At 56.3% G+C, this 24,818-nt stretch carries 28 protein-coding genes; 12 read left to right on the top strand and 16 right to left on the bottom strand.

Annotated features, from left to right (window positions below; genetic code table 11):
* Positions 1-64: 64 nt before the first annotated feature.
* The 6 genes from soxA to ACZ1HM_RS09015 form a co-directional block, all read right to left on the bottom strand.
* The gene (gene soxA, locus ACZ1HM_RS09040) at positions 65-895 is read right to left on the bottom strand and encodes a sulfur oxidation c-type cytochrome SoxA (RefSeq protein WP_472742487.1); all 831 of its coding nucleotides are present in this window, start codon (positions 893-895) and stop codon (positions 65-67) included.
* Between the two features lie 33 nt (positions 896-928).
* Positions 929-1,258, bottom strand: coding sequence for a thiosulfate oxidation carrier complex protein SoxZ (gene soxZ, locus ACZ1HM_RS09035; RefSeq protein WP_472742486.1), 330 nt, complete (start codon positions 1,256-1,258; stop codon positions 929-931).
* A gap of 23 nt (positions 1,259-1,281) precedes the next feature.
* Positions 1,282-1,701 (bottom strand): thiosulfate oxidation carrier protein SoxY, encoded by a 420-nt coding sequence (gene soxY, locus ACZ1HM_RS09030; RefSeq protein WP_472742485.1) that lies wholly within the window; start codon positions 1,699-1,701, stop codon positions 1,282-1,284.
* Between the two features lie 23 nt (positions 1,702-1,724).
* Positions 1,725-2,180, bottom strand: a complete 456-nt coding sequence (soxX, locus tag ACZ1HM_RS09025) for a sulfur oxidation c-type cytochrome SoxX (RefSeq protein ID WP_472742484.1) — start codon at positions 2,178-2,180, stop codon at positions 1,725-1,727.
* A 151-nt stretch (positions 2,181-2,331) separates the two neighbouring features.
* Positions 2,332-2,892, bottom strand: coding sequence for a thioredoxin family protein (locus ACZ1HM_RS09020; protein WP_472742483.1), 561 nt, complete (start codon positions 2,890-2,892; stop codon positions 2,332-2,334).
* A 19-nt stretch (positions 2,893-2,911) separates the two neighbouring features.
* Positions 2,912-3,652, bottom strand: a complete 741-nt coding sequence (locus ACZ1HM_RS09015; RefSeq protein WP_472742482.1) for a cytochrome c biogenesis CcdA family protein — start codon at positions 3,650-3,652, stop codon at positions 2,912-2,914.
* Positions 3,653-3,735: 83 nt separating this feature from the next.
* Between ACZ1HM_RS09015 and ACZ1HM_RS09010 the strand changes: the two genes are divergently transcribed.
* The 3 genes from ACZ1HM_RS09010 (at position 3,736) to ACZ1HM_RS09000 (ending at position 5,579) form a co-directional block, all read left to right on the top strand.
* Positions 3,736-4,098 (top strand): hypothetical protein, encoded by a 363-nt coding sequence (locus tag ACZ1HM_RS09010; RefSeq protein WP_472744589.1) that lies wholly within the window; start codon positions 3,736-3,738, stop codon positions 4,096-4,098.
* A gap of 96 nt (positions 4,099-4,194) precedes the next feature.
* The gene (locus tag ACZ1HM_RS09005) at positions 4,195-4,488 is read left to right on the top strand and encodes an ArsR/SmtB family transcription factor (RefSeq protein WP_472744588.1); all 294 of its coding nucleotides are present in this window, start codon (positions 4,195-4,197) and stop codon (positions 4,486-4,488) included.
* A 38-nt stretch (positions 4,489-4,526) separates the two neighbouring features.
* Positions 4,527-5,579: a YeeE/YedE family protein gene (locus ACZ1HM_RS09000; protein WP_472742481.1), complete on the top strand. Its 1,053-nt coding sequence runs from the start codon at positions 4,527-4,529 to the stop codon at positions 5,577-5,579.
* 237 nt (positions 5,580-5,816) lie between these two features.
* On the opposite strand, the gene ACZ1HM_RS08995 is transcribed toward ACZ1HM_RS09000, so the two are convergent.
* Positions 5,817-6,014, bottom strand: coding sequence for a hypothetical protein (locus ACZ1HM_RS08995; protein WP_472742480.1), 198 nt, complete (start codon positions 6,012-6,014; stop codon positions 5,817-5,819).
* A 746-nt stretch (positions 6,015-6,760) separates the two neighbouring features.
* Here ACZ1HM_RS08995 and ACZ1HM_RS08990 point away from each other — a divergent pair.
* Complete coding sequence (locus ACZ1HM_RS08990) at positions 6,761-7,234, top strand: sulfatase/phosphatase domain-containing protein (RefSeq protein ID WP_472742479.1); 474 nt, start codon at positions 6,761-6,763, stop codon at positions 7,232-7,234.
* A gap of 435 nt (positions 7,235-7,669) precedes the next feature.
* The gene (locus ACZ1HM_RS08985; protein WP_472742478.1) at positions 7,670-8,218 is read left to right on the top strand and encodes a MarR family winged helix-turn-helix transcriptional regulator; all 549 of its coding nucleotides are present in this window, start codon (positions 7,670-7,672) and stop codon (positions 8,216-8,218) included.
* Here the strand turns inward: ACZ1HM_RS08985 and ACZ1HM_RS08980 are convergent.
* From ACZ1HM_RS08980 to ACZ1HM_RS08950, 7 genes are all read right to left on the bottom strand, one after another.
* Complete coding sequence (locus tag ACZ1HM_RS08980) at positions 8,215-9,558, bottom strand: aminotransferase family protein (protein WP_472742477.1); 1,344 nt, start codon at positions 9,556-9,558, stop codon at positions 8,215-8,217. The genes ACZ1HM_RS08985 and ACZ1HM_RS08980 overlap by 4 nt on opposite strands.
* 18 nt (positions 9,559-9,576) lie before the next feature.
* Positions 9,577-9,945, bottom strand: a complete 369-nt coding sequence (locus ACZ1HM_RS08975) for a nuclear transport factor 2 family protein (protein ID WP_472742476.1) — start codon at positions 9,943-9,945, stop codon at positions 9,577-9,579.
* Entirely contained in the window at positions 9,932-11,434 is a 1,503-nt protein-coding gene (locus ACZ1HM_RS08970; protein WP_472742475.1) for a tripartite tricarboxylate transporter permease, read from the bottom strand. Before ACZ1HM_RS08970 ends, ACZ1HM_RS08975 begins: the two co-directional genes overlap by 14 nt.
* Positions 11,435-11,980 (bottom strand): tripartite tricarboxylate transporter TctB family protein, encoded by a 546-nt coding sequence (locus ACZ1HM_RS08965; RefSeq protein ID WP_472742474.1) that lies wholly within the window; start codon positions 11,978-11,980, stop codon positions 11,435-11,437. It lies immediately after the preceding gene.
* A gap of 5 nt (positions 11,981-11,985) precedes the next feature.
* Entirely contained in the window at positions 11,986-12,918 is a 933-nt protein-coding gene (locus tag ACZ1HM_RS08960) for a tripartite tricarboxylate transporter substrate binding protein (protein WP_472742473.1), read from the bottom strand.
* Between the two features lie 646 nt (positions 12,919-13,564).
* Positions 13,565-17,815: a DUF4214 domain-containing protein gene (locus ACZ1HM_RS08955; protein ID WP_472742472.1), complete on the bottom strand. Its 4,251-nt coding sequence runs from the start codon at positions 17,813-17,815 to the stop codon at positions 13,565-13,567.
* Positions 17,816-18,128: 313 nt separating this feature from the next.
* Positions 18,129-18,746 carry a helix-turn-helix domain-containing protein gene (locus tag ACZ1HM_RS08950; protein ID WP_472742471.1) on the bottom strand — a complete coding sequence of 206 codons (618 nt, stop codon included), beginning with the start codon at positions 18,744-18,746 and terminating at the stop codon, positions 18,129-18,131.
* Positions 18,747-18,843: 97 nt separating this feature from the next.
* On the opposite strand from ACZ1HM_RS08950, the gene ACZ1HM_RS08945 reads away from it, so the two are divergent.
* From ACZ1HM_RS08945 to ACZ1HM_RS08915, 7 genes are all read left to right on the top strand, one after another.
* Positions 18,844-20,034 (top strand): LLM class flavin-dependent oxidoreductase, encoded by a 1,191-nt coding sequence (locus ACZ1HM_RS08945; protein WP_472742470.1) that lies wholly within the window; start codon positions 18,844-18,846, stop codon positions 20,032-20,034.
* Entirely contained in the window at positions 20,027-20,704 is a 678-nt protein-coding gene (locus ACZ1HM_RS08940; RefSeq protein ID WP_472742469.1) for a glutathione S-transferase family protein, read from the top strand. Before ACZ1HM_RS08945 ends, ACZ1HM_RS08940 begins: the two co-directional genes overlap by 8 nt.
* On the top strand, positions 20,704-21,189 hold the full coding sequence (locus ACZ1HM_RS08935; RefSeq protein WP_472742468.1) for a flavin reductase family protein: 486 nt from the start codon (positions 20,704-20,706) through the stop codon (positions 21,187-21,189). Before ACZ1HM_RS08940 ends, ACZ1HM_RS08935 begins: the two co-directional genes overlap by 1 nt.
* Positions 21,186-21,824: an alpha/beta hydrolase gene (locus tag ACZ1HM_RS08930; protein WP_472742467.1), complete on the top strand. Its 639-nt coding sequence runs from the start codon at positions 21,186-21,188 to the stop codon at positions 21,822-21,824. The genes ACZ1HM_RS08935 and ACZ1HM_RS08930 overlap by 4 nt, the downstream gene beginning before the upstream one ends.
* 13 nt (positions 21,825-21,837) lie before the next feature.
* The gene (locus tag ACZ1HM_RS08925; RefSeq protein ID WP_472742466.1) at positions 21,838-22,068 is read left to right on the top strand and encodes a hypothetical protein; all 231 of its coding nucleotides are present in this window, start codon (positions 21,838-21,840) and stop codon (positions 22,066-22,068) included.
* A gap of 11 nt (positions 22,069-22,079) precedes the next feature.
* Positions 22,080-22,451, top strand: a complete 372-nt coding sequence (locus ACZ1HM_RS08920; protein ID WP_472742465.1) for a nuclear transport factor 2 family protein — start codon at positions 22,080-22,082, stop codon at positions 22,449-22,451.
* Between the two features lie 408 nt (positions 22,452-22,859).
* The gene (locus ACZ1HM_RS08915; RefSeq protein ID WP_472742464.1) at positions 22,860-23,705 is read left to right on the top strand and encodes a MurR/RpiR family transcriptional regulator; all 846 of its coding nucleotides are present in this window, start codon (positions 22,860-22,862) and stop codon (positions 23,703-23,705) included.
* Positions 23,706-24,329: 624 nt separating this feature from the next.
* Here ACZ1HM_RS08915 and ACZ1HM_RS08910 read toward each other — a convergent pair.
* Entirely contained in the window at positions 24,330-24,530 is a 201-nt protein-coding gene (locus ACZ1HM_RS08910) for a hypothetical protein (protein WP_472742463.1), read from the bottom strand.
* Between the two features lies 1 nt (position 24,531).
* On the bottom strand, positions 24,532-24,699 hold the full coding sequence (locus ACZ1HM_RS08905) for a hypothetical protein (protein ID WP_472742462.1): 168 nt from the start codon (positions 24,697-24,699) through the stop codon (positions 24,532-24,534).
* Between the last annotated feature and the right edge of the window lie 119 nt (positions 24,700-24,818).

Below are 24,818 nucleotides of genomic sequence, written 5' to 3'. Positions count from 1 at the left end.
CATAAGTGAATATAGCGCCGATGAAAAAGGCCCCGCGCAATGACGCGGAGCCTTCTTTGTTTGATTAGTTACGGACAGATGGCGTTTCGACAGAAAGACCTTGCCCGCGTGATGCCAGATACAACTCAAGCGCTTTGAACTCATCGCCACCCTCGGCGAAGGGCGTTGCACGAATGTTTTTCATGCAGCCTTTGAAGCGACCGTGGATCGAGTTCAGCTTGGCGTTTTTCAGACGGTACGTCGGAAAGCCATTGATCTGGCCCTGGCTCAGATGGTCGGCGCGGATCATTACGCCGTAGTTGTCTTCATGGCAGCTGGAGCAAGCCATATCGAGCTGGCCGACGCGCGTGTAATATAGATCTTTGCCTTGCTCCCAGAACGAAGCCGCGTCGCCATCGATTGACACGTTCATTGGCATCCCTCGGGACTGCAGTCCGATCAGTGCAGTAACAGCCGTCATCTGCCCACCGGACCATTTCCAAGCGTCTGCCCCCATGCGCTTGGTGCGACACTCATTCACCAGATCTTCCATGGCAACAAGTTCGCCGCCCTCTACACGTGGAAGCTGTGTACGAAGTCCTGCGAAATCCTCGACGTCCTCATGGCAAGAGGAGCACGATTTACCTTCAGCACCTTCAACTTTGTCCCAAAGATCAATGCCCTGATCCACGAAAATCATCGCCGGATTGTCGAAGTCATCCATTTCAAGAGCTTGCGTCTCTTGTGAACGGAAACGCCAACCCGAGTAGATCGTATCGACGTTTTCCATATGTGCGGGTGCCGCAGTTTCGGTGATCATCGCTTCGCCATCGATGCTCAGCGAGTTGCTGTCCTGAGCAAACGCAGCGTTGGCCAGACCGAGCGCTGCAATTGTCATCCATGGTGTCAGTTTCATTCTCGTCCCTCCCTAGGCGAGACCCGCGTCTTCTTACGAGACGGTGATCTTCTTGCTTGTGTCGTAAATGTCTCCGTCGTCATCGTACCAAGTGAACGTGAACTCACCGGACTCTGGCACAACCGCTTCAAACTCGAAGAAGGGGTTGGTGGAGATCGCGGGCTCAAGCGTCACATCAATGACGTTCTGGCCATTAAAGTCGGCTGTGAAGCGATTGATGATCGAGCGCGGAATAATGTTGCCATCGTCGTCTTTACGCTGGCCGCTTTCCATTTTGTGGCTGATCAGAGTTTTGATGGTAATCGTCTCACCAGCTGCTGCTGTCTTCGGGACTTTAACCCGGGGCTTTACACCAGATGCCATGATGTCTCTCCTCTATCTCTGCTTCAGCCGCCGCAGCCGCCGATTGTCACTTTTACTTCGGCCTTGGCCATCTGGAACGAACCGTCTTCCATCTTTGCGACGGCAACTACATTTTGCGTCGTCGCAAGACGGATACGCGTCGACGCGCTCCGGGATGCACTCAATGGCCCGAAGTTGAATGTCGCTACGTTTGGCACTGGGTTGCCATCAGCGAATAACGTGATCTGCACAGCGCCTGGCGCATCAACGCCAATAGGAACAGTGTTGCCGTTCTCCGCAATTTCCGGAGCGGTCAGCGTAATCGCGCCGCTCCCCACCTCTGCACCGCCGGTGAAGGCGGCAATTGCATCATCGGTCAGCGAAGCAAATGCAGGCAAACCTGTGAAGCTTGCCGCGAATGCACCGGAGCCGATTGCGAGTATTTTTCGCCGTGTCAGTTCCATTTTTGAACTCCGTGTTTGGAAGATCACTCTTCTTTCAGTGTCATCAAATAGGCGACCACATCTTCGACCTGCTGTGCGGTCAGGATGCTTTTGCCTGCAAAATTATCGAGCGGACGCTCATATCCACCGTCGACGTAAAAGGCCGGCATGATTGTCCCTTCGAACATCATCTTCGAATTTGTGACGATCCCGCGCAGCTCTGCTTCGGTCCAGCGATCAGCGACACCGTCCATCGGCGGGCCAACTTCGCCATGAAAGCTTTCTTCGGACAGGTCAGCGTTCGTGTGACATGCCAAGCAGTTACCCTGCTTGCGGTTCGCAAAGACCTTGCGCCCCATTGCCGCGTCACCAGCCACCCCTGTTAAAGAAGCCTCAACTGTTCCATCGGTGAAAGCAACATTCATTGGCTTAATCTCTTCTGCAAATGCAGATGACGCCAACAGAAACGAAGCCAGCCCAAGTCCCAATGTACGTGTCATGCGCCCTCCCTAGGTCGATTCCAGCCTTGGTTTTTTAGCACACTACGGCACCCAATCTCATTGACGCAACAACAAATTCAACTAAATGAATTTTAATATCTGTTCGCAAGCGCAGCATTTTGCGCAGGTTTGTTTTGCACGCGCGGCAAAACTAGCCCTTTTGGTCTTCAAATTTGCGCGCGTGATACTTCTGGAACGGCTCGTCACCTTCATAGCCCTTTTCCACCACCCAGTTCAGCATATTGAACGTCGTCCAACGGCCAAACGCACCCGGCATATTGGCGACTGCGGCTTGCGTAGCGATCTGATCAGAGCCGACTTGCTCTGGAAAAAAGTAGATGCTGGGTGTGAAAAGCGCGCTCCAACGTTTGGCCATATCTTTCTCAGGGAGCGTCGTGCCATCAAAGTCCGTCACCTCGACGTCTCCGAACATGTTGATTTGCACGACAAAGAAGTTTTCTTCGATATAACTTGCGATCTCGGGAACAACGAACACCTCTTCGTGCATCTTCTTGCAGTAAATGCACCCGCGTTGTTCGACTAGAACCATCAACCGCTTTCCTTCCGCGGTTGCCTCTGCCAGATCTTCGCTCAGGTCTTTGAACGTGTCCCGCATCCAAGGCGCTTTATGCAAACCATCGTCGCCCAACTCTGCAGCCAAGGCGGCAGATGCAAAGACAATAGCCAGCAAAGTTATCAGAAATCGTTTCATGTGAGGTCCTCCCTAACATTCATCCAATGGTGCTGAACCATGGTATGTTCTCCAGCATCCACTGAGCGATAATATTGATGGAATTGGTGGCAATGAGCACACCGAACAGAATGAGCAGCGCGCCCATCAGTTTTTCAATGAGCCCCAGGTGACGTCGAAACTTTGCCATCCAGGTCATAAAGGGCCCAATGAATAAAGCCGCCGCGATGAACGGCAGGGTCATCCCAAGCCCATATGTGAACAACAGCGATGCCCCCTGCCCCGCCGAGTCCTGACCCGCAGCAGTAAACAAAATGGCCGCTAGAACCGGACCAACGCATGGCGTCCACCCGAAGGCAAAAGCGAGACCAATCACAAAGGCCCCGACGTATCCGACATTGCTGGTATCCCCAGTATCCGCACGCAACTGGCGGTAAAGAACTCCAATTCTGATCACGCCCAGAAAGTGCAGCCCCATCGCTATGATGATCGCAGCCGCGATCCATCGTAAGATATCAAAATACTCTCGCACCAAACTTCCGAATGCGGTTGCGGTCGCCCCAAGTCCGACAAACACAGTGATAACCCCTAGGGCGAAACAACATGCTGCTAAGAATGCGCGCATACGCACCGCGCCCGACACCTCGGTATCAGCGGAAATCTGGTTCATGCCCACACCGGCAAGGTAGCTCAGATAAAACGGAACTATCGGCAAAATGCAGGGTGATAAAAAAGACAGCAAACCCGCCACCAATGCGCCAAAAAAAGTGACATCAAACATGTCGTGCTGCCCCTTGTCTTGAGATATTCACAAATTAGATTATGATATATTGAAGACATGCGTCAACGGAGGTGACCGCACAGATGCTGAGGGTGCTCCTTGTAACACTGTTAGGAATGCTGCCACTCGCAGCGGAAGCTGAACCGCAACTGCTCATGGCAGAAGAAAGCGGATGTTACTGGTGCGCAAAGTGGAATGAAGAGATCGCCCACATCTATCCCAAAACGGCCGAAGGTCGTACCGCACCCCTGCAACGCTACGACCTTCATTCCGAAACGCCCGATGTCGAATTCGCAAAGCGTGTGCATTTCACGCCCACCTTCATTTTGGTGGATGACGGCAAAGAAGTTGGCCGCATTGAAGGATATCCGGGCGAGGACTTCTTTTGGGGCTTGCTAACACTTATGTTCGAGCGCGCCGATATTCCCTTGGATCAAGCGAGTTAACTCATTATGACCGTTCATATGACAGCTGAAGTTGACACCCAAGCCGAACCGACATCGCGTTTGCCCGTGTTCGACAAGAACATTTGCCCCGAGGATATGGAGAGGATGATGGAAAACGCGATGCGCGCTTCCAACTTCCTGAAAGCCATTAGTCACGAGGGGCGGCTGATGATCCTTTGCCACCTCGCATCAGGCGAAAAGTCGGTCACCGAGCTCGAAGAGCTGCTCTCAGCCCGTCAGGCGGCGGTTTCACAACAGCTTTCGCGTTTACGTCTTGAAGGGCTCGTGACCCCGCGCCGAGATGGCAAAGCGATTTACTACAGCTTGACAGATGACCGTCCAAAGCAAATCATGGAAGTGGTCTACGACCTGTTCTGCAGGGAAGACTAGCCAAGCGTCTCGCCAGCGTTTGGTTCGGGAGGGAACAAATGCTGGAATTGCTCGGAGAAGCGAATTCAACCGCGCTTATTGGACTTGTTGGTGGCATCGCACTTGGCCTTGCCGCGCGAATAGGGCGTTTTTGTACCCTCGGCGCAATCGAAGACGTGCTGTACGGCGGTGATGACCGTCGGCTTCGGATGTGGGCAGTTGCCATAGGCGTTGCGATCATCGGTACACATTTGGCTATTGGCTCAGGCTTCTTCGACGCCGCCGAAAGCGCATATCTCGACAGAGTATGGGACCCAATCGGTACGATTGTCGGCGGTTTGATGTTTGGCTACGGCATGGCCTTAAGCGGGAATTGTGGGTACGGCGCGCTCGCCCGGCTTGGTGGTGGGGACCTGCGATCGTTCGTTATTGTCCTGGTGATGGGATTATCTGCCTACTTTGTGATGTCAGGGCCCTTAGCCCATGCGCGCGTTTGGCTCTTTCCCGCTGAGACAGGAGCAACGTCGCCACAAGGCTTATCGCTGTTGCTATCAACCGTTGGCGTCTCACCGATTGTTACGGGACTTGTTGCGGGCGGTGTGCTTCTGGCAGTGGCACTTTCCAAAGCAGACATGCGGGCGTCTTACGGCCATATCTTTTGGGGGTGTGTTGTTGGTCTTGCCGTTGTCTCGGGTTGGGTCGGGACATACTGGGTCGCAATGACAGGTTTTGAATCCGAACCTATCGAAACCCACACATTTGCAGCGCCAATCGGCGACACGATTTTCTACACAATGACGGCATCCGGAAATGCGCTTTCGTTCAGTGTTGGATCCGTTGTGGGTGTGGTCATCGGCGCGGCACTTGGATCTTACTCTAAGGGTCATTTCCGCTGGGAGGCCTGTGAAGATCCCCGAGAGTTGCGCCGCCAGATCTTGGGCGCGGCCATTATGGGCCCTGGTGCGATCCTAGCAGTCGGCTGTAGCGTCGGCCAAGGCATATCCGCTTTCTCGGTACTGGCCTTCAGCGCTCCGCTTGCGTTCGCATCCATCTTTCTCGGTGCTGCTTTCGGGCTGAAACAGCTCATCACTGGATTTGCTCCTGCTGAGTAGTCTGGCACATGCAGATCGCTGCCCTCACTGGGCTGTCAGCGCCAATGCCGGATGCTGCAGTCCCATCCCGCTATGCGGACATGTGCTTGGACCAACCACATTGGATCCAAATTCGAGCTTCTAAAGCGACAGATGTCGTTACTCGCGGGATTTTGGCACTTTAACGAAGCGATTTGACGGCAGCGCTGTCATCGTCCGAGACATCTCGGCCGCGTCGACAATTGCCCTACCAACCCATCAAGGCATCCGGCCATCGTCAAACTGGAAGCGATACAGATCGGCGCCCCACATCCGAAGCTCAACAGCGTTCTTGAACCTGTAATCCAAATCATTGCGCGCACCTGCGACTGATCTATTTTCATTGGTGATCAGGCCTGCAAAATTTCTCCGGAATGCGGCGGAAAGCCCTGCATCACCTTTCCAGAGTTCCTTCAATACTTCCCGGTCCTAGGAATCCGCAGTCAGATGACAGAGAGACTTTTCACAAAAAGTCTCTATCTCACAAACGCTTATCTCTCACTCGGACAGAGACCATAAAGTTCGGCTGAACCGTCTGGTCCCAGAGTGTACACCGCGATGACTGTTCCAGTCTCAGAGTCCCCCCGGGGCGAGCACCACTATCGCCGAAGTCACCGATCCTTTCGACCGCTTCAACACGGCTATCTTTCGTCAAGCCGTTGTCAGCGGCACCTCGACAATATGCACTGACTGTTGGGGACTGGGTCACGTCGATCTGACTAGAAGGCAGTGCGTGCGGCGTACACTCAATACGACAAACGCAAGCTACTCAAATCTATGAAAAGACCGGAGATCTGCGCGCAGTACAGGTACTGTTGGATCAGACAAGGATGGACAGTACTTCCCCATTCCTTAGCGTTTAGCTTCAAGATGCACTGGCCATTCTGGAAGCAACTGAAACCTAACATCACCGGGCCGTCGTCGCAGGCCGCCCACTACTTCCGTTGCTCACTTATTCAAGCGCTGAAGCGCTGTTTGCCCAAACCGGACTTTCGTTTTCGCGATACCTTGATGCGGTCGAAGCATCGCCTACTGGCGCTCAGCGCGGCGCACAGGACTGCAAGGTTTGGATCTCATATGATGTCTAGGTCCTTTTCAGCCGCTGATGCGAGCCGGTCGAAAATCGAACCAAGTTTTTCAACGTCACCCGGTTTCAGTTCAGCTTGGAGGGCCCGCTGACTTACGAAGGTCTGTTGCGCGTTCCCATGATCGTGAAAGGGCCAGGCGTTCCTGCAGGTAAGGTTGTCGATCAACCGGTGTCGACCATCGACATTGGACCCACCCTTTTTGACCTAGGCGGTGCCGCGCCCATGCTGCCACAGCATGGCAAAAGCCTGCGACCTCTGGGTGAGTCCGCAGACGCCACTCGCAACTTTGCCATAAGCGAATGGGAGCTGTTGCCAAACCGGGTCGGCGTTGCGCTGTCATTGCGCTGTGTGCGCACGCGCACCCACAAGCTGACAATGGACATGTGCAGCGAAACAGGTGAACTCTATGATCTGATCAATGATCCGGACGAGATGCAGAACGTGTTTGAGAACCCGGATTACTCAGAAATACGGCAAGAACTCACCGCTTTTCTCCTTTCCCGTCCTGACGATATCGGCCCAAACCGAGTGCCCATTGGACCTGCATGAATACCCTGGTTTGGCTTCGAAGTCAGTAACTTCGACGTTGGAGGCGACCTTCGCAGGAAGCCCTTACCGGACGTTCTTCCCACTTTCATGATGCTGCGGTGGCAATCCGCCTACCGGTCATTCGCCGCACTTGCGAGCAATGGCGCTGTCCGAACCCACTGATGGCGTACGATGCCAGGGTGACGTTTTCTGGCATCCAGGTCTTCATGGCTTGCATCGCGGCGACAGCAAAACATAACGCTGAGGAAAACCTGGTTTTCTTTGCAGGTGCTAGATCACCAACGTCGTTTGAACGATAAGAACCTTCAGCGCAATCTAGCTAGGCTTTGCTCACTTGTTGTTTGTCCAAAGATGCGAAACCTGCGAAAATGACCCTGCCCGGGGTCGCAGCACTTTGGAAAACCATCTTTCAGCCACACAATACCAAGACGAGATATGGCCAACTTCGATCAGCAAAAAGAAGATGCGGATATTCTAGACGTCGATCAGGCCGATAATATTTTGGGTCTTTTGGGGTTCTTGTTGGCGCAAGCGGTAACGCTGAACGAGAAGAAAGGGCAATACTGGACCCGCGAGTTTGGCTTTAATCTGACTGAATGGCGCGTTCTTGCGCTGGTCGCTTGCATGGCGGAACCAAACATTCAGGCGATCCGGCAAAAGCTGTATCTCGACAAGGGTTTGATGAGCCGCATGACCAAGCGGCTTGTTGATGAAGGGTATCTTCTTGTCTCGCAATCGAGTGCGAACCACCGGGTCAAGGCCTTGAGCCTCACGCCGAAGGGCGAGAATTTGTATCGCGCGATGTTTGCCGTCGCAAAGGAGAAGAACGATCTGTCCGCAGAACTGCTGGAAAAATCCGAGGCCGAAGAGCTGAAACGGCTATTGGTGAAGTATGAGCGTCGGTTGCGGGAGGCTGTGGATCAGTTGGATCAAGAGCTTACGAAAGACAGCATCTTGCAAAGCACCCGTCGCGAAGCGCTTTAGTCTGGCAGTCGCAGACTCTTTTGATCGATTTGCGCGATGGACTCGCTCAGGGCTTGGCAAACCTGGGTCACTTCCTCAGCTGTTATTACTAGCGGCGGCGTCAGGATGATCACGTTTGCCCTAAGCCCCAGCAGAATGCCGTGTTTGCGCCGCATATACCTTGGCAGATCGGCGAAAAGCCAAGGCGCGTCTTTGATCAGAGGTGCCCGCGTTTGCTTGTCAGAGACCAGCTCGATCCCCATCATCAAACCGCGCCCACGGATGTCGCCGACAAAAGGATGGTCCAGAAGCGGTGACAGTTCTTCCAGAAACTGAGCCCCGCGGGCGTTTGCATTGTCCAGCAGGTTTTCCCGCTCGATGATGTCGAAGTGTGCCGAAGCCACAGCCGCGCCAACAGCGTGACCCGCGTAGGAATTGCCCGGGCCCAGCCCGTTCACCGCGTTTGCGACATCTTCGCTCATCATGACGGCGGCCATCGGCACGTAGCCACTGCACATGCCTTTGGCCAAAACGATCATATCTGGTGCAAGCCCGAGTTCCGATGACATAAACCAAGCACCCGCGCGGCCAAATCCCGTGACCACTTCGTCAGCCACAAAGAGGATGCCATGTTCCTGCAAGACGGCGGTCATGGCAGGCCAGTAGTTGTCTGGCAACGGGATCATGCCGCTGGGACCGGGCATGAGTTCCGCAAACATCGCAGCAATCATCTCTGCCCCATGCTCCGCAATCACGCTGCGCAGTTCATCGACGCAATAATCAACCATGTCCCGCCCACCGTAGAGTTCGGTGTGGTACGGGCGTGGCGGCGTCAGAACGATGGTATCAGGGGAGCTTGGCGGAACACCCGGTTTCCCGCCGGTAAGTTCCACGCCGGCCAGCGTGCTGCCGTGATACGCATCGCGGTGGATCAGTATCTTGCGGCGCTGGGGTGCGCCCTGTTGCGCGTGATAGATACGGGACAATTGCAGCGCATGGTCGTCCGCTTCGCCGCCCCCAGTTTCAAACCGCACCTTTGCGATATTTGCCGGTGCGCGCGCGACCAGCTTTTCGGCAAACTCAATCGAAGGTGTGTTGGTGTAGTCGAACCCGAATGCAAACGTAGCCAGCTTCTCCATTTGCCCTGCAGCGACCTGAGCCAGATCCTTGCGCCCATAGCCCACCTTGTTCAGCCACGCCCCGCCTTGCGCGTCGAGATAGCTGTTCCCATCAACATCCCAAACCCGGCAGCCCACGCCATGGGACAAAACCAGCGTATGCGCTCCGCCACCACCACCCGGGTGCTGCACGACATTTGCGTCGCGGGCGATCCAGTCCTTCATTGTGTTGGGATTGGTCATTGGATCACGCCCCTAAGCTCAAAATGTCGAAAAGGTCTTGCTGATGATCTGCCACCGACCATCGCGCTTCAAAAGATGCATGTAGTCGGTGAAATTGAGATCACCGAAGTCATATTGCGTCACCGTGACCGCAGCGGCATGGCCGGTGAGTTGGATATCACCAATCTCGTATCGTGGGTTCTGGCAACGCGAAGCGATCGACGGCGTATCACCAACCTTCTGAATGAAGATCTCGGGCGCGCCTTCCACCAATCGCTCACCGACATAGCCGTTCATGACCGCATCGGGCGCGAAGACATCGCGCAGAGCATCAACGTCGGCTTGCAAATAAGCCTCCGCGTACTGCGTGACGACAGCCGTGATTTTTGCCCGGTCATCCGCCGACATTGGCACGGCCTTTCTTTCTTCCTGTGACCGCATTGCGCAGCGCCAGTGCTACAAGGGCGACAATTGTCATCAGAAACACCAAAGAGATCGGGCGGCTGACAAATACCGTCAAATCGCCCCCGGCAGCACCTATGCCCTGACGGAAATACCGCTCCATGATCGGACCCAGCACAAGGCCCAGAATGATCGGCACCATCGGGATATTGGCCCGGCGGAGCGCAAAGCCCAAAACACCAAAGGCAATAGCGATGATCGTGTCGGTAAGGCGGTAGTTGGTCGAATAGGAGCCGACAAGCGCAAGGCACAGAATGATGACGCCCAGCAAGCGGTCGGGAATGTTCGACAGTTTCGCGATCCAGCGTGTACCCGCGAGCAAAAGCAGCACGATAACAACGTTCATCACCAGCAGCGTCATATAGAGGCCCGCGACAAACTCTCGGTTTTCCTGAAACAGCGTTGGGCCCGGGTCAATCCCGTGAATGATGAACACAGTCAGCATCATCGCGGTAAAGGCCTCACCCGGGATCCCCAGCGACAACAGGGGCACAAGGGCTGCGGGAGGCACCGCGTTGTTCGCGGTTTCCGAGGCGATGATGCCTTCCGGCGCACCTTTGCCAAATTTCTCTGGCGTTTTTGAGGACGCCCGCGCGCTGGTATAGGCGAAGAACTGCGCGAGGAATTCGCCCACGCCAGGCAAAACGCCCATGCCGACGCCAAATCCGGCAGAGCGGAACAGCGTGACGGGATATTTGAACACCTCGACAAAACCGCCCAGCAATCCGCGGTCCATTTCCGAATTGCCCTTGTCCACCTGACGGTCAGAGAAAATCAGTGTGAACGCCTGCCCAATGGCAAAGAGCCCAAGGATGACTGCAATGAGTGGCACACCGGCCAGCATCCACGTTGTATCAAATGTATATCGCGCGGACCCATAGGCCGTCTCCAACCCAATGGTGGAGATAAAGAGCCCCGCACCCAGCAAGGCGAAAGACGCCAACTCGCTGCCACGGTGTGCGACGACCACCAGCACCATCGCCAAAAGGGCCGCCATGCCCAGATCAATTGACGTCAGATACCGCGACAGGGACGCAATCGGCCACGCCGCGACCATCAGCACCAGCACGGCAAAAACCCCGCCCACGAAACTAGACGCATAGGCCAGCGACAGAGCGCGCTGCGGCTCTCCGTTTTTGGCCATGGGATAGCCGTCATATGTGGTCAGCACGTTCACGCCCGTGCCCGGCGTATTGATGGTGATCGCGGGAATGGCTCCGCCGTACCACCCGGCAGCGTAAAGCCCCATCAGCAGTGTAATGCCCGCCAGCGGGTCCATGCTGTAGGTGACGGGCAAAAGAAGCGCGATGCCAACGCCCGGTCCGATGCCGGGGATCGCGCCCAAGATGATCCCCAGAACGCTGCCACCAATCAAAGCGATCCAAACCATCGGATCGCCCAGTTGCTGGATCCCAAGTAGGATTGTGTCGATCACCTAAAGCACCCCTTGCAGCCAGAACGGCAGGTCAATCAGTTTGAACAGCTCAGGTCGCGGGAACCAAACGGAGAACCCGACACGGAAGATCAGTACCATCGAAACACTGGCCGCAATCGCAATGGCGGCCAGACGTCCACCCCGGAACCCGGCGATGAATGCCACGACGCCCGCAAAGACAAGGATCGACAGCGCGAACCCGATGATTTTCAAAAGGAACACCGTGCCTATCATGCATCCCGACAAGAGTGCGACGCGACCATAGTCCCCACCAACCTTTGTCCAATCGATGCTGTCGCGCTTGGCCGCAAAAAACGCGGCCAAACTTGCCAAGACGGTGAGGACCAGAAAAACGGCGGGGGTCAGGCCCGGCTCCGCCCACCAGCCGACATCCGCATTTCCACTGACCGTCACACCATCGACAGTCTGGGTGCCATGCAACGCAAGCAGGAGGGCGGCCGCAGCCGCCATCCCACCCAGCAGATATTTGCCCCCGTGCCGTTCTTCTTCGAACGGAGACTCTGCCTGTTTTTTGTCCTCAGACACGTGCGTCAGTTCCCAAGCAGGTCCGAGATACGATCGTAGAAGACATCCGCGTAGGCAGCCGCTTCATCCGCAGGCGTCCACTTGATGACCGATCCTGTTTTTGCTGCCAGCTCTTGGGCTTCTTCGCTCTCAACCACCTCTTTGGCGATGCGCGTAATCACCTCGCGCGCTTCTTGTGGCGTGTCCTTGCGCACGAAAATGCCCGCCCAACCGGGTGTTGCAAAGCCGGGAACCTGCTCGTCCAAGGTGGCCACATCTTCGTAGATCGGGATGCGCGCGGTGGTCAGCGCAGCAAGGCCCTTCGCCTCACCACTGGCCATGCAGGGACGCATGGTTGCGCCGCCTAAAAGGACGTCAACTTCGCCGTTGAACAGCAACTGGCACGAGGCTTCGTCATAGCCCGCAATCGACGCGAACTCGAAACCCAGCGTTTCGGCCATCTTGCGCACCTGCAAGGCGGGCGGCGCGTTGAGGCCGACGACACCCAGCGTGACATCGTTCGATTTGGCGTGCTCTGCGAGCTCTGCCAAGTTGTTGAACGGGGCGTCCTTGTTTGCGGCAAGCACCTGCCCATAACCGATGACCCCTGCGATTGGTTCAAATTCAGCCCGGTCGTATTTCGCGTTGCCGCGCATGATGTGGACCGAGATGATGTTGGCGGTGAAAACACCAACGGTATAGCCGTCTGCAGGCTGGCTGAACACGTGCGTGGCACCAACAAGGCCACCGCCACCCGCGATGTTGACGGTGCTTGCGGGCACGCCAGTTTCATCCCGCATAGCATCCGCAATCATCCGGGTCAGCGTGTCTTCGATATCACCCGGAGGCCACGGCACCACGAATTCCACGGGCCGTTCAGGGTATTCCGCCAGCACTGGCGTTGCTGCCGTCATCATGGCCAAAGCGATCGAGTAGCCGATTTTCCTTAGATTGATCATTTTGAACTCTTTCCTCCCATTTGAAGTTCAGTCTTTCGTCATCGCGTGAGCGATTTTGGTGCGTTTCGTGCAGCGAATTTCTGTGTTGCGAGGGGTCGTGCCCACCAAAGCTGCGTCCGTCTTAGCGACTCTGAGGTATGCTACCTTTTGAGTTGACAAAGTCAACTGTGGTCCGTTGCATGCCCACCAGAGCGCACAGCGCAATTCCAAACAGAGGCCGCTTAGAGTATGGCTCATGGCCGGCGAGTGGCCGTTTTAGCTGCCGTTACTGCCCGCTTCCGGCGCATAAGAACTGTTTGTTAACTTTTCAGAAATTGAGAGAAGAAGACCCCCGGCCGACCGCAGAGGCAGCAAAGCAACCTGGTGTTATGGTGCCTTGTCAACGTCGCGTTGTCGTTGTGGGAGGGCATGACGGATCGTAGGATCAGTCAGGGCAACACCAAACCTACCGACCATTCGGGCACTACGCCCTGCTTGGAACAAAGGCAGCATCGTCGGTCAGAAACAACCACAGAGGCCAAAACACGCGCGGTCAATTTGCGTTCGGCTTGAATTGGCAGAAAATTTTGGCGACCGCGCACTCTTCAATATGGCGATCGACTGCAGGCTGTGCGGCTAAGCGTTTAACTTGGCGTTCTTTTCCAGGTTACACGAACGGATCATCCAACACCCCAACAAGAGGCATCAAGAACTCGCCCGTGGTGCTGCTGAGCGCCGCCTGGTGATACGCGTCAATTGCGGCAACGGCGCTTTCGAGGCTTTGCTGCGATCCGTCGTAAAGTGCCATCGCTGCAGACGCATTGCCGACATCGGACATACCCTTGTGCACGGCATAGTAGGCACCAAGATCGGTCTTGTTCGACAGATAAGCCTGATCTGCCAATTGCTGTGCGATAAAGTCCGGCGTCGCGTCATTTGGAGGAGCGGCTTTGGCCCCGCCAAGGATCGCGAGAATGAACTGATCCCGCCCGACAGAACCATCGTCGAGAACGCCAACCCAGAAGTCAAAGCCGACCTGATCGGCCACACGGCCCAGAACATTTGCATAGACCGCAGTTGCAAAGTCCGCATTGCTGAGTGTGCTTGGGTATGTTGCGCGGGTTTCGTCCTGATCAATGAAAAGGCTGGCCGTCTGCTCAAGCGACGTGCCATTGGCAAAGGCCGTGCCCCAGAAGTTCAGGCCAACGGCATCGGGGGCCCGATTGAAATACGCGATGTAGAGTTCGATGAAGCTTTCGAATTGGGTCTCAGAAAGGCTCGTGGGGCCGCCAAAGATACTCAGGTTGAAAGGACCTCCAAAGCTGTCGGTATCAAAGTCGAGAAACTCGATATCGTTAAGCTGATCGGTGCCGTTGCCACCTGTACTGCGGTCGGTCAACGTTGTGCCCGCGGCACTTAAGGTCAGGGTATAGGACGCCTGATTGCCGGAATAGAGCGCGGTATCCGTGCCGCTTCCGCCGTCAATTGTGTCATCCCCGCTCGCGCCAGTTGCCGTGTCATCGCCGCCCCCGCCCAAGATCATATCGTCTTGCGTGCCGCCATTGATAAACTCGGCCCCATCGCCGCCACGCACGAAATCATCACCCGCACCGGTGAAGATGCGGCTATCGTCCTCAGTGCCGCCATTGGGATTGATCCGCACGACCGTGCCCGGCAGCGCATCGACCACGATGATATCGTCATCGCTGCCCGCCACGTTGGGCCAGTTTGCCAGCAGATCAGTGACCTCAACCGGTCTGCGGGAATAATCGAGGCTCATTAGAAGGGAGCCCGCAGTCGAGAACACCTGCATTCCTGTTGCTGCACCGGTCAGATCACTGAGCGCACCAAGGTTCGATTTGTCAAACGTGCCTGTCAACTCGATCAACAAGTTGTCCCCGGTCACCCCTTCGAAGAACAGAACCGACGTGCCGGTTGCGCTAATCAGCGCCGTGTTTGCATCACCCAAAGCGGCATTGATGGGTTGTTCAGACAGGGTATTGGGACGGGCATAGATCGTTGCGATACCGGGTGGAATTTCGTCATTGTTTTCCAAATCGGCCACCACACGCCGCGCTATTGCCGACTGGTCAAGGGCTTCGACGGTTTCACCGTTCTGCACCTTTCGCGTCAACGGGCGAAATAGCAGGCTGAACGGATCCGCTGCGTCGTAGTTCACCTCATAGCCAAGGTCTTGCATTGCGGCGATCGTCAATGCGCTGATCGGGTTGTCTGATCGCCCAAATGGTGCGGGGCCATCATCCGTCCTGCGCAAACCAACACTTGGCGTCATCAGTTCCGCGTCCAGGTTCGCCTCGCTCCAATATTCAGCGGCAAGCGCGCCATCATCGCCGTCTTCGAGGACGTTTTGGCCATTCAGGTCGTCGGACAGTTCCTCCATTTCGCGCAGTGCGTTTGATCCGGTATAAGTTGCCACACCGTCGATGTTGCGAACCAGACCAAGCTTTTCCCAGAGCGCACCAAACCCCAGCGCTCGTCCGATGGTATTTTGCGCAAGTTCATCAAGATTGAGGAGTTCTCCTAACTCTTCAGAGTTCAGAACAATACGCGAGTGGGTCGGCAATGCGCCCGCGCCGGAGGTCGCGTCGTCACGTTGGTCAAGCACACTCGAAATGGCTAGAATTGTCTGCTCAACGCCTGCAACTGTCAGATCAATGTCCTGCACGGCAACTTCAATCAGGATATCATCGACAAATCCGTACCCTTCGACAAATCCGTAATCGAGATCGCCAGTGATGACTTCTTCCCACCGTTCAACCGCCTCCTCGAAGGCGTCGAAATATGCGTTGGGCACGTTATCCGACGTGTATTCGATGGTGATGTCAAAGCGGTCATTACCCACACGACCTAAATCGTTCAGCTCAAGCCGGTAGTCGCCTGTGTTATCGCCAAATCCGCCTGCGGAAAGATAAAAGGTGCCCGTTACATCGGTGACAAACTGCAGTTTGCTGTTTGTGCCTGTGCCGCCATCGTCGTTATCGGTGTTCTGGATCAGGTTGCCATTACTGTCATAGACACCCCAAAACAACGGATCACTCAAGGCCGATCCGTCTTCTGTTGATACAAGCTCGATCTCGTACAGGCGGTTGGCACTCAGGCTCGCCTGAAACCAGTCTTGGTCCTGTGCAAAATCAACGGAGCCTACCGCGCTGCCATTCGGTGCGATTGAGCCTGAAGTAGAGATATCGGCGGCAAAATCGTCGCGGACCCCGATGTCACTGATCGCAACCGTATAGGTGCCAAGCCCGCCAAATCCGTCCTGAACGCCGATGAAATAGTCGCCCGCGCTGGTCGGTGTGAAATAGGATGTGCTGTCGTTATCCATAAATTGAGCATTGAGCGTTTGGACCGATCCGATTGGCGTTCCGGCGAAATTGCTGTCCGTAAATATGCCTAAAAGACCTGGATCGCGCAGCGTGCCATTGTTTGAATCGCTTCCCAGAATATCAACTCGATAGGTCGTGTTATTATCCAGCGTGACGCGGAAACCGTCGATGTCGCCGCTGGTTTCAATCTCGCCCGTGGTGGTGCTGCCGACTGAAACAGTGCCAAGGCCGGAAGCGCCGCCGGGCAGGAAATCATCTACAAAGCCGTTGGTTTCGATGGTGAGCGTGTAATCCCCAGTACCCAAATCAGATGTTGAGGCAACCTCGACCTGATAGGTGCCGGATAAACTTACAACGACGCGCTCGGCTAGCGCATTCGCCTCCACGCCGCTGTCCCTGTCAGCACTATTTGCAACAAGCGCTCCATCACCGCGGTAGAGGCCGATAATTTCGGGATCAATAAGCGATCCACCTCCGGTGGCGACACCTTCCAATGAAATGTCATATAGAACGCCCGCCTGAAGCGTGATGTCAAAGCGGTCGCGGTCGCCTGCTGTCTCGATTGACCCGATTGCGGGGGTGCCTATGTCGATGCTGCCGAAATCTGTGGCCGTGACACCGGGCAGGAAATCATCATCGGGAGTATTGGCAACGCCCAGCAGGGTCACACTCGCCCCGCCGATGTTGACCACGCGGTTGCCACTAAGGTCTTCGGAGATTGTCTGCGCGTCGATCTGCGACTGGGTAAAGGCAGAAAGGTCCAATACGTCATTACCGACGTCAAAATCGGTGATCGTATCATCACCGCTGAGTGCATTGATGATAAAGATGTCCGCACCGCTGCCACCTGTTATCAGGTCATCGCCCGTGCCACCGTCGATGGTATCATTGCCCCCGCCACCATCAATAGTGTCGTCCCCGGCCAGCGCGTTCAGCACGTTGCTGCCGCTGTTGCCTGTTAGGACATTGCCGACCTCATTCGCGGTGGCATTGATCGACGCAGAGCCCAGCAGGGTCAGGTTTTCGATGTTGAACCCATCGTCGTTCCAGTCCCGCAAGACCCAAGAGATTGATGCGCGAATTTCATCCACATCGCCGGTCGCCGTGTTGCCGGAACCCATCGTGTCGTAGGTGAATTCCTGTACATCATCGCCGAGGTTATCGACGTAATAGACGTCTGCCCCGCCTTGGCCCCAGAGCAGATCGGCACCCGTTCCGCCGTCCAACGTGTCGTCCGAAGATCCTGGACCGCCATAAAGCGAGTCGTTCCCAGTACCGCCCTCAGCAAAAGTGTTATTGCCAAAACCGTTGATGGAGTCGTCCCCGGCACCCCCAATCAACGTATCCGCCCCGATCAGAGAGGTTTCTTCGTCAGCGGTTAGACCCGTAGTGCCGATGATGGTATCGTTGCCCGCGCCGCCATCGATGCTGTCAGCCCCAAACCCGCCGACGAGGCTGTCAGCGCCACCCAGCCCATTGATGGTGTCGTTTCCACCGGCACCGTCCAATGTATCGGCAAGCGCCGAACCCTCAAGAAACTCATTCGCTGATGTTCCCGTTTCGACAACCATTTCGATTCCAATATATTATGTTAAAAAAGGGCAGTGGTGGACCTTGCGCGCCTAAGCACAGACATGTCCAGCTATTTGTGCCCGGCCCGACCAACGATGTTTCGCTTCCAGCCGAGAGTTAAGTGTCAAATGTCACAGAACTCGAAGTTCACGTTTGATGGGCGCGGTAGCTGGTAAAGTCGTCCTTTTCACCAGCGGTCAGCAAAACGGCCAGCATCGCGCGCGGCCTCTGTGACCTAGCTTCCCATCACGCTCCCATAGGTCCAAGCACGGAACGCGCTGCATGGCACCACTCGCCCTCGCGTCGCCACACCTACCAACTGATCCGCACGGGTGACATGGCCCAAACCATTGTCGCTTCTTCATTCGTTCGGTTGCGGAACCGGTGCGCAATCATTGAGGGGTAGGAAAAGCTGTCGCCCTTGCGCAGAACAATCAGCTCATCCCCCAGCCGCAGCTCCACCTCTCCGCTCAGCACAATTGCGTGCTGTTCGCCTTCGAAAACATAACCCTCCATTGGCTCAGGCGGCGCACCCGTGCCGGGCGCGAACCGGGACAGGATCAGGTAACACTGCCCCGACAACGTGCTTGAAAGCAGCTCATCGCGAAAGCCCAGCTCCGCCTCGCTTCGGGTGTACATGTCAGATAGTAGCCGGCGGTTATCTGCGCGCACAACGTGGTTTCGCTCAAGTGGCCCCTCACCTGTTCTGATCGGTGAAAACCATCCGCGGTCCACGTTCAAAGCAGTGCTGATTTCCTCCAGCAACACGTCTGAGGCTTTGGCCGTGCCCAATTCAATCCGGCTGAGATAGGCCGTTGAGCATGACACTTGTGCACTGAGCGCATTCAGCGTGAGGCCCCGCGCTTTACGGATTTCGCGGATCTCAGCGCCCAGCTGCATGGCTGCGTCGGGTGGCGAATTTTTGTTCATGCAAAACACTAGTTGATTTTTGACGTCAAATTCAATCAAGTTGAATTACGGGTGAAAATTCAACTGCACCTGAGTCGGTCCATTGGGAGGTGGCACCATGCGTTTTGATTTGATCGCCAATTTCAGCCCTGGTGAGACAATCCCCTGGACCCGTACGCTTGAGATGATCCTTGAGCAGTGCGCCCTGGCCGAGGACGCCGGTTTCACCACCGCCTGGTTCACCGAGCACCATTTTGCCCACAACGGATATATGAACGCGCCGCCCAACCCGGTGCAGATGTGCACCCATGTCGCAGCGCATTGTAAGAAGCTGCGTGTGGGGACCGCGCCTATCATCTTGCCCGACTGGCATCCGTTGCGAGTGGCCGAAGATGTGGCGATGCTGGATAACATGACGCTGGGCCGCGTGGATTTTGGCGTGGCCAAGGGGATCAACGAACGCTCTACCATCCAATTCAACCCCGATGCGGACCGCCGCGACAACGCCAAGGTGATGCGCCTCTATCAAGAAAGCCTTGAGGTGATCCTGAAGGCCTGGACGAACGAAGCCTTCACCCACAAAGGCGAGTTCTATGAATTCCCCGTGCCGGGCTGGAAAGAGACCAACCGTTTCTTTGACCCGCTTGATCCGCGCTATCATGGGCCGGATGGCGAATACAAAGCCATGTATGTCCACCCCCGCCCCTACCAGGACGGCCATCCGCCCGTTTGGCTGATGTCTAACGCGCCGCCAACCTTCAAGCTGGCAGGTGACAAGGGCTGGGGCGTAATCTCAATGGCGGCAGGGGTTGAACGCACACGCGCCTGTTGGCAGCCTTACCGCGACGCCTTGGCCGCCAGCACCGGGCGCGATGTGGCCCTGGGCGAAGGCGTCGGGGTTTGTACCGCGTTTTATGTGGGCGAAAGCATGCAAGAGGCAGAGGCCACCATCCGCCCGTCCATCAACGCCTATTACGAATTCCTTGGCGGATCGCGCCCCGCAGGGGAGTGGACCAAGCACGGCTATCTCGACATTGGTGAGGAAATGACACCCCAGGATGAGGATGGTGACTGGTTTGATTTTCTAAACAAACGCGGGATCATCATGGTGGGGGATGCGGAATTTGTCGCGGACCGGATCGCGGAACGGCAGGAAACGACGGGCCTCGATCACCTGATGCTAATGCAGCAATACACCGGGGTGCCTTACGAAAAAATTCTTGCCAGCTGGCACCGGCTTTTTGACCATGTGGTGCCCCGATTTGGCACGCAGTCCATCGCACAAAAACGGGAGCTGGCAGATGCTTGAAATTTGGGGACGCCCCTATTCGTCCAACGTGATCCCGGTCATCTGGACCGCGAATGAGCTGGGGGTGCCCTATACCCTGCAACTGGCCGGGGGCAGCTTTGGCAAACTCGATACTGACGCCTATGCCCAGATCAACCCCAACCGGATGATCCCCGCCATCCGTGACGGTGATTTCGCGCTATGGGAAAGCCTGGCGATCGTCAGGTATCTGTCTGACCGCTATGGTGCTGGCACGCTCAGCCCGGCGGATCCACAGACACGCGCGATTGCCGATCAATGGATGGAATGGTCCGCCTCCAAGGCGTTTATGCCGGTGATCTATCTGTTCTTTGCCACGGTGCGCACGCAACCCGCTGACCGGGACCCCGCCAAAATCGCAGCGTTCAGAGACGAAGCGCATGCGGCGTTGACCATCCTGGACGGGCATCTGGCATCGCAGCCTTACGTCTGTGGTGCGCAATTCAGCATGGGGGACATCCCACTGGGCTGCGTGGTCTACCGTTATTTCAACGTGGATGTGGACCGCCCCGCCCTGCCCCATGTTGAGGCATGGTATCAGCGGCTGGCAGAACGCCCCGCCTACCGCGATCATGTCATGCGCCCCTTTGGCACGACCCCCGATGAATGGGCAGCACTTGAGCGGGCCTGCGCCTCAGAGGGTGTGATCTGATGGATGCCAAAGCCTACCGCCGCGCGCTGGGTAGCTTTGCCACTGGGGTCACCATTGTCTCAACCTTTGACGCGCAGGGCGCGCCATGGGGGCTGACCGCGAATTCCTTTACCTCGGTTTCGCTTGAGCCGCCCTTGATCTCGGTCTGTATCGCCAAAACCGGGCGCGTGTTCCCGACCCTTGCAGTGGCTTCGCGCTTTGCGATCAACATACTGGCCGCAGACCAACAGGATTTGGCGCGGCATTTTGCCAGTGATGTTGAGAACCGGTTTGACGGCACGCATTGGGTCGCCAACCCCGGCGGAGCACCGCTTTTGCCCGGCACGTCTGCGCAGTTGGAGTGCAAGGTGCACGCCCGTTTTGACGCCGCCGACCATGAAATCCTGCTGGGGTTGGTGGACAGCTACACCCAGACGCCCGCAGCCCCCCTGATCTACTGCCGTGGCACTTTCTTTGCAGCCCCTCAAGCGGAGGTTTCCCTATGACCGATCCCCTAACCTATCACGAAGGGCATCCGCCCGAATGGTTTGACGCCCAATATAACCTGCGCGCGGGCAGACCGGATTACGAAGAAACAGTCATTCCAAGCTGGATGGCCGCCAGTGCACGCGCGCGCGATACGCTCGATTGCGTGCTGGACGTGCGCTATTCGGAGGGTGAAAAGCAAAAGCTTGATGTGTTTTTATGCGGGGATGCCGGGGCCCCCACCCTGATCTGGATCCACGGCGGCTATTGGCAGCGCGGTGACAAATCAATCTACAGCTTTCTGGCAAGCCCCTTCGTTGAGGCCGGTGTGAATGTAGTGGTCGTGGGGTATGACCTGTGCCCCTCGGTCAGCATGACCCATATTTCAGAGGAACTGCGCGAGGCTGTCACCTACATCTGGCAAAACGCTGCCGCCTTGGGCGTAAACCGCGACCGGATCACGGTTATGGGCCATTCCGCAGGCGGGCATCTGACGCAGATGATGATGGCCACGGACTGGCCTGCACGCCATGCCGCGCTGCCCGCCGATCTGATCAAGGCTGGCATCCCTGTGTCCCCCTTAAGCTACCTTGAACCTGTGCGCCTGACCACTGGCGCTGAATGCCAACCTGCGGATGGACCCCTCAGAGGCTGACCGCGAGAGCCCGATGACAAATCATCCGCCTCAGACAAACGCGCCGCAAATGGTTGTGGTTGGCGGCGCTGAAACGGCTGAGTTTCACCGACAATCGCAGATGTATCTGGACAAGTTCGCGACCGCTACCCGGCCGATGGAGATGTATGTTGTCCCGGACGTGGATCACTTTGATGAACTGAATGTGCTGGCGGACCCTGCCAGCCCGTTTTTTGCAAAAACCTGCACCATGCTTGGCCTGTAAAGGATAGATGAATGACGGATTTGACCCGAGACCTAGTAGATGCAGTGGGCGACGCGTTCAATGCAAACGATATCGACGCGGTGATGCAGTTCTTTGCCGCCAACGCCACCTTTGATCACGCGGTTGGGCCAGACGCCCATGGCGTGCGTTTTGAGGGCGCGGAGGTGATCCGCAGCGTCTTTGCCGGATTGTTCGAGAAGGTCGAGAACGTGCATTGGGAAACGCTCGACTGCGCGTTGACGGATACCAAAGCCTATTGCGAATACCGCCGCACGGCCCGCCATAAGGACGGCACGACAGAGGCGTTTTTGAGCGTGGACATCCTGACCTTCAAGGACGGGCTGATTGTGCATAAGGACACATACTACAAGCAACGCACTTAAGCGGCTTTGTCTCTGCCGCGCATTTGCGAAAACGTGGATGGCAGGATGCTGGCCCTCTTGCTGTTTTGATCTTGGTCAGAGGCCAGGATGGCCGGATCATATCACGGCCACGGACAGGACGTCGGCCGTTTTGGCCGTCAGATCCAGGGCATCCTTACCCTCGCCTCGACCACGCTATCCCAATGGACCTAAACGCCCGAGAACCTCCAAAAGTCACGAACGGACGGCCTCGCATGTTCACAATTCCCGCCTTGCCATCTGCACCAACAAGGTCCACAGGCTTAGGACCGTCTGGCGCATCACTGTGTTGGCCCAGTCAGCGCACGTAAATCAGCCTCGGGAAACACAAAGTTCAAAGTCGAAAAAAATCATATTGACTGAAAATATTTTTCCAGAAACGATCAGCACATGACAGTACGTGACCAAATCGAAACCGCGTCGGCACAACTGACCCAATCCGAACGCAAACTGGCGACAGCGCTTTTATCAGATTACCCCTATGCGGGTCTGATTTCCATCCAGGAACTGGCAGAGCGTGCAGAAGTCTCTGCACCGTCCATCTCACGCTTTGTGACGAAGATCGGATTAAGTGGATATCCCGACCTTCAAAAGCGGCTCTTGTCCGAGCTGCGACAAGGCGATCGTTCGCCCGTTGATCTTCACGCCAACAGCTCGCGGATTGAAGGGGGCTATCTTGCCGGGTTCCTAACCCGTGCTGCTGAACAAATGGCCATGGCGGGCGGGGCTGTCACAGAGGGACAGTTTCAGCGTGTCTGTGACCTGCTGGGCGATCCCAAGCGCAATGTGTTCGCCGTGGGCGGGCGCATCAGCGACACCATTGCCCAGCATTTGTCTTTCCACCTCAGGCAATCGCGCGAAGCGGTCTATCATCTGCCGCGTGATCCAGAAACATGGCCTGAGTATCTTTTGCGCATGAAGGCGGGCGACATCTTTTTTCTGGTCGATTTTCGCCGCTATCAGCAAAACCTTTGCCAGCTGGCCGAGCAGGCCAGCGAAAAACAGGTGCAGGTCATTTTGGTGACAGACAAGTGGCTATCGCCCGCCACCCGAAACGCATCTGAGGTGTTGGCCGTGCCCATCGACACAGGCACCATCTGGGACAGCTATTCTGCAGCGCTTGCCGTGACCGAAGCCCTCGTGACGCGGGTTGCCGAGCAAAACTGGGAAAAGACGAAAAAGCGGATTGAAGCCTGGGATGCCATGCGCCCCACCTCTTCCCCAGATGAGCCGTGAGCGGCCTTTGATCTTTGCCGCCCCCTGCGGCTGACGCCGGACTGTGGGTCAGCAGACTTGTAACAATCAGGGATTTCGCGACCGTGAAGCATCTTAGCGGGTGTGCCCGTTGACGGGCCAATGATCCTGCCTGCATCGCCCGACTGCTCAACATCGAATACACCGCCGCAGACGCCGCCGCTCGCCTGTATCTTGGCCTTGCCGCAATATTGCATGCGATGCGTCACAGCGTCGAAGACGGGCTGACGGCCCCTGCCCGAACGGAGGAAGGTCTGTCCCTTTCATAGCCCAATGCGTTGGGCGCGCGCGGGTTCGTTCGGGTGCCTAAGACACTGGAGGCGGCCCTTGCTGCGTGCGCGGCAAATGCGTCGGCGAAGGGGTGGTTTTCAGATGGCTTTCCCGCCGCTTGATACGCGTATTAGCAAAGCGAAATGGACCATGTGGCAGAGATGGACGTCATGGCACGCTGCGCGGCGTATTGCGCGACTTTATGGCGTGTGACTGCATCGCCCCGCAATGGGAAACCCGGCGTGCCGGTATTTATATCAACGGGTTACGTGCTGTTCTTAAGGGAAAGTGTGATCCCCGTCAGGCTGCACGTTGATACAACTCCCGCTCGATATCCTACGCAGTCTCTGCCAAAGAGATCGATATTTCCACAAAATCATCCGCGCCGTTCTCTAGGCACATATAGGCATGCACATCCGCGTCCCGGCGCGTGACGACAGAACACCACTGCACCACCGTCCCCTCCCCGGTGGCTCCGTAGCAGCCGGATGATGGATAGCCCCCCAGCTGCCAAAACACATCGGCTTCGTCGGGCATTTCAAGATAGAAAAAAGCCGTCCACGGGGCGGGCATCATCTTCCAGAAATGACTTGATCTCATCCACAGACGCCAGGGCCACAACCTCATGCGCATCTGACAGCTTCTTACTGAGTGCATGAAGGAACACTTGATCATCGTCGATCAGAACGATCCTGAACTTTTTCATCCCACGCTCCACTTAACCTGTTAATCGCGCGGTTTAGTTCCGAGGGAATGACGGCTAAAAAACTACGGAAAAGCACTGATTGAAGTCACCATACGGGCGCTGCTAAGCATGACGGAGAC

The sequence above is a fragment of the Sulfitobacter sp. GN1-4 genome (genome assembly GCF_055693825.1).
This window is presented reverse-complemented; position numbering and strand designations above follow the sequence as displayed.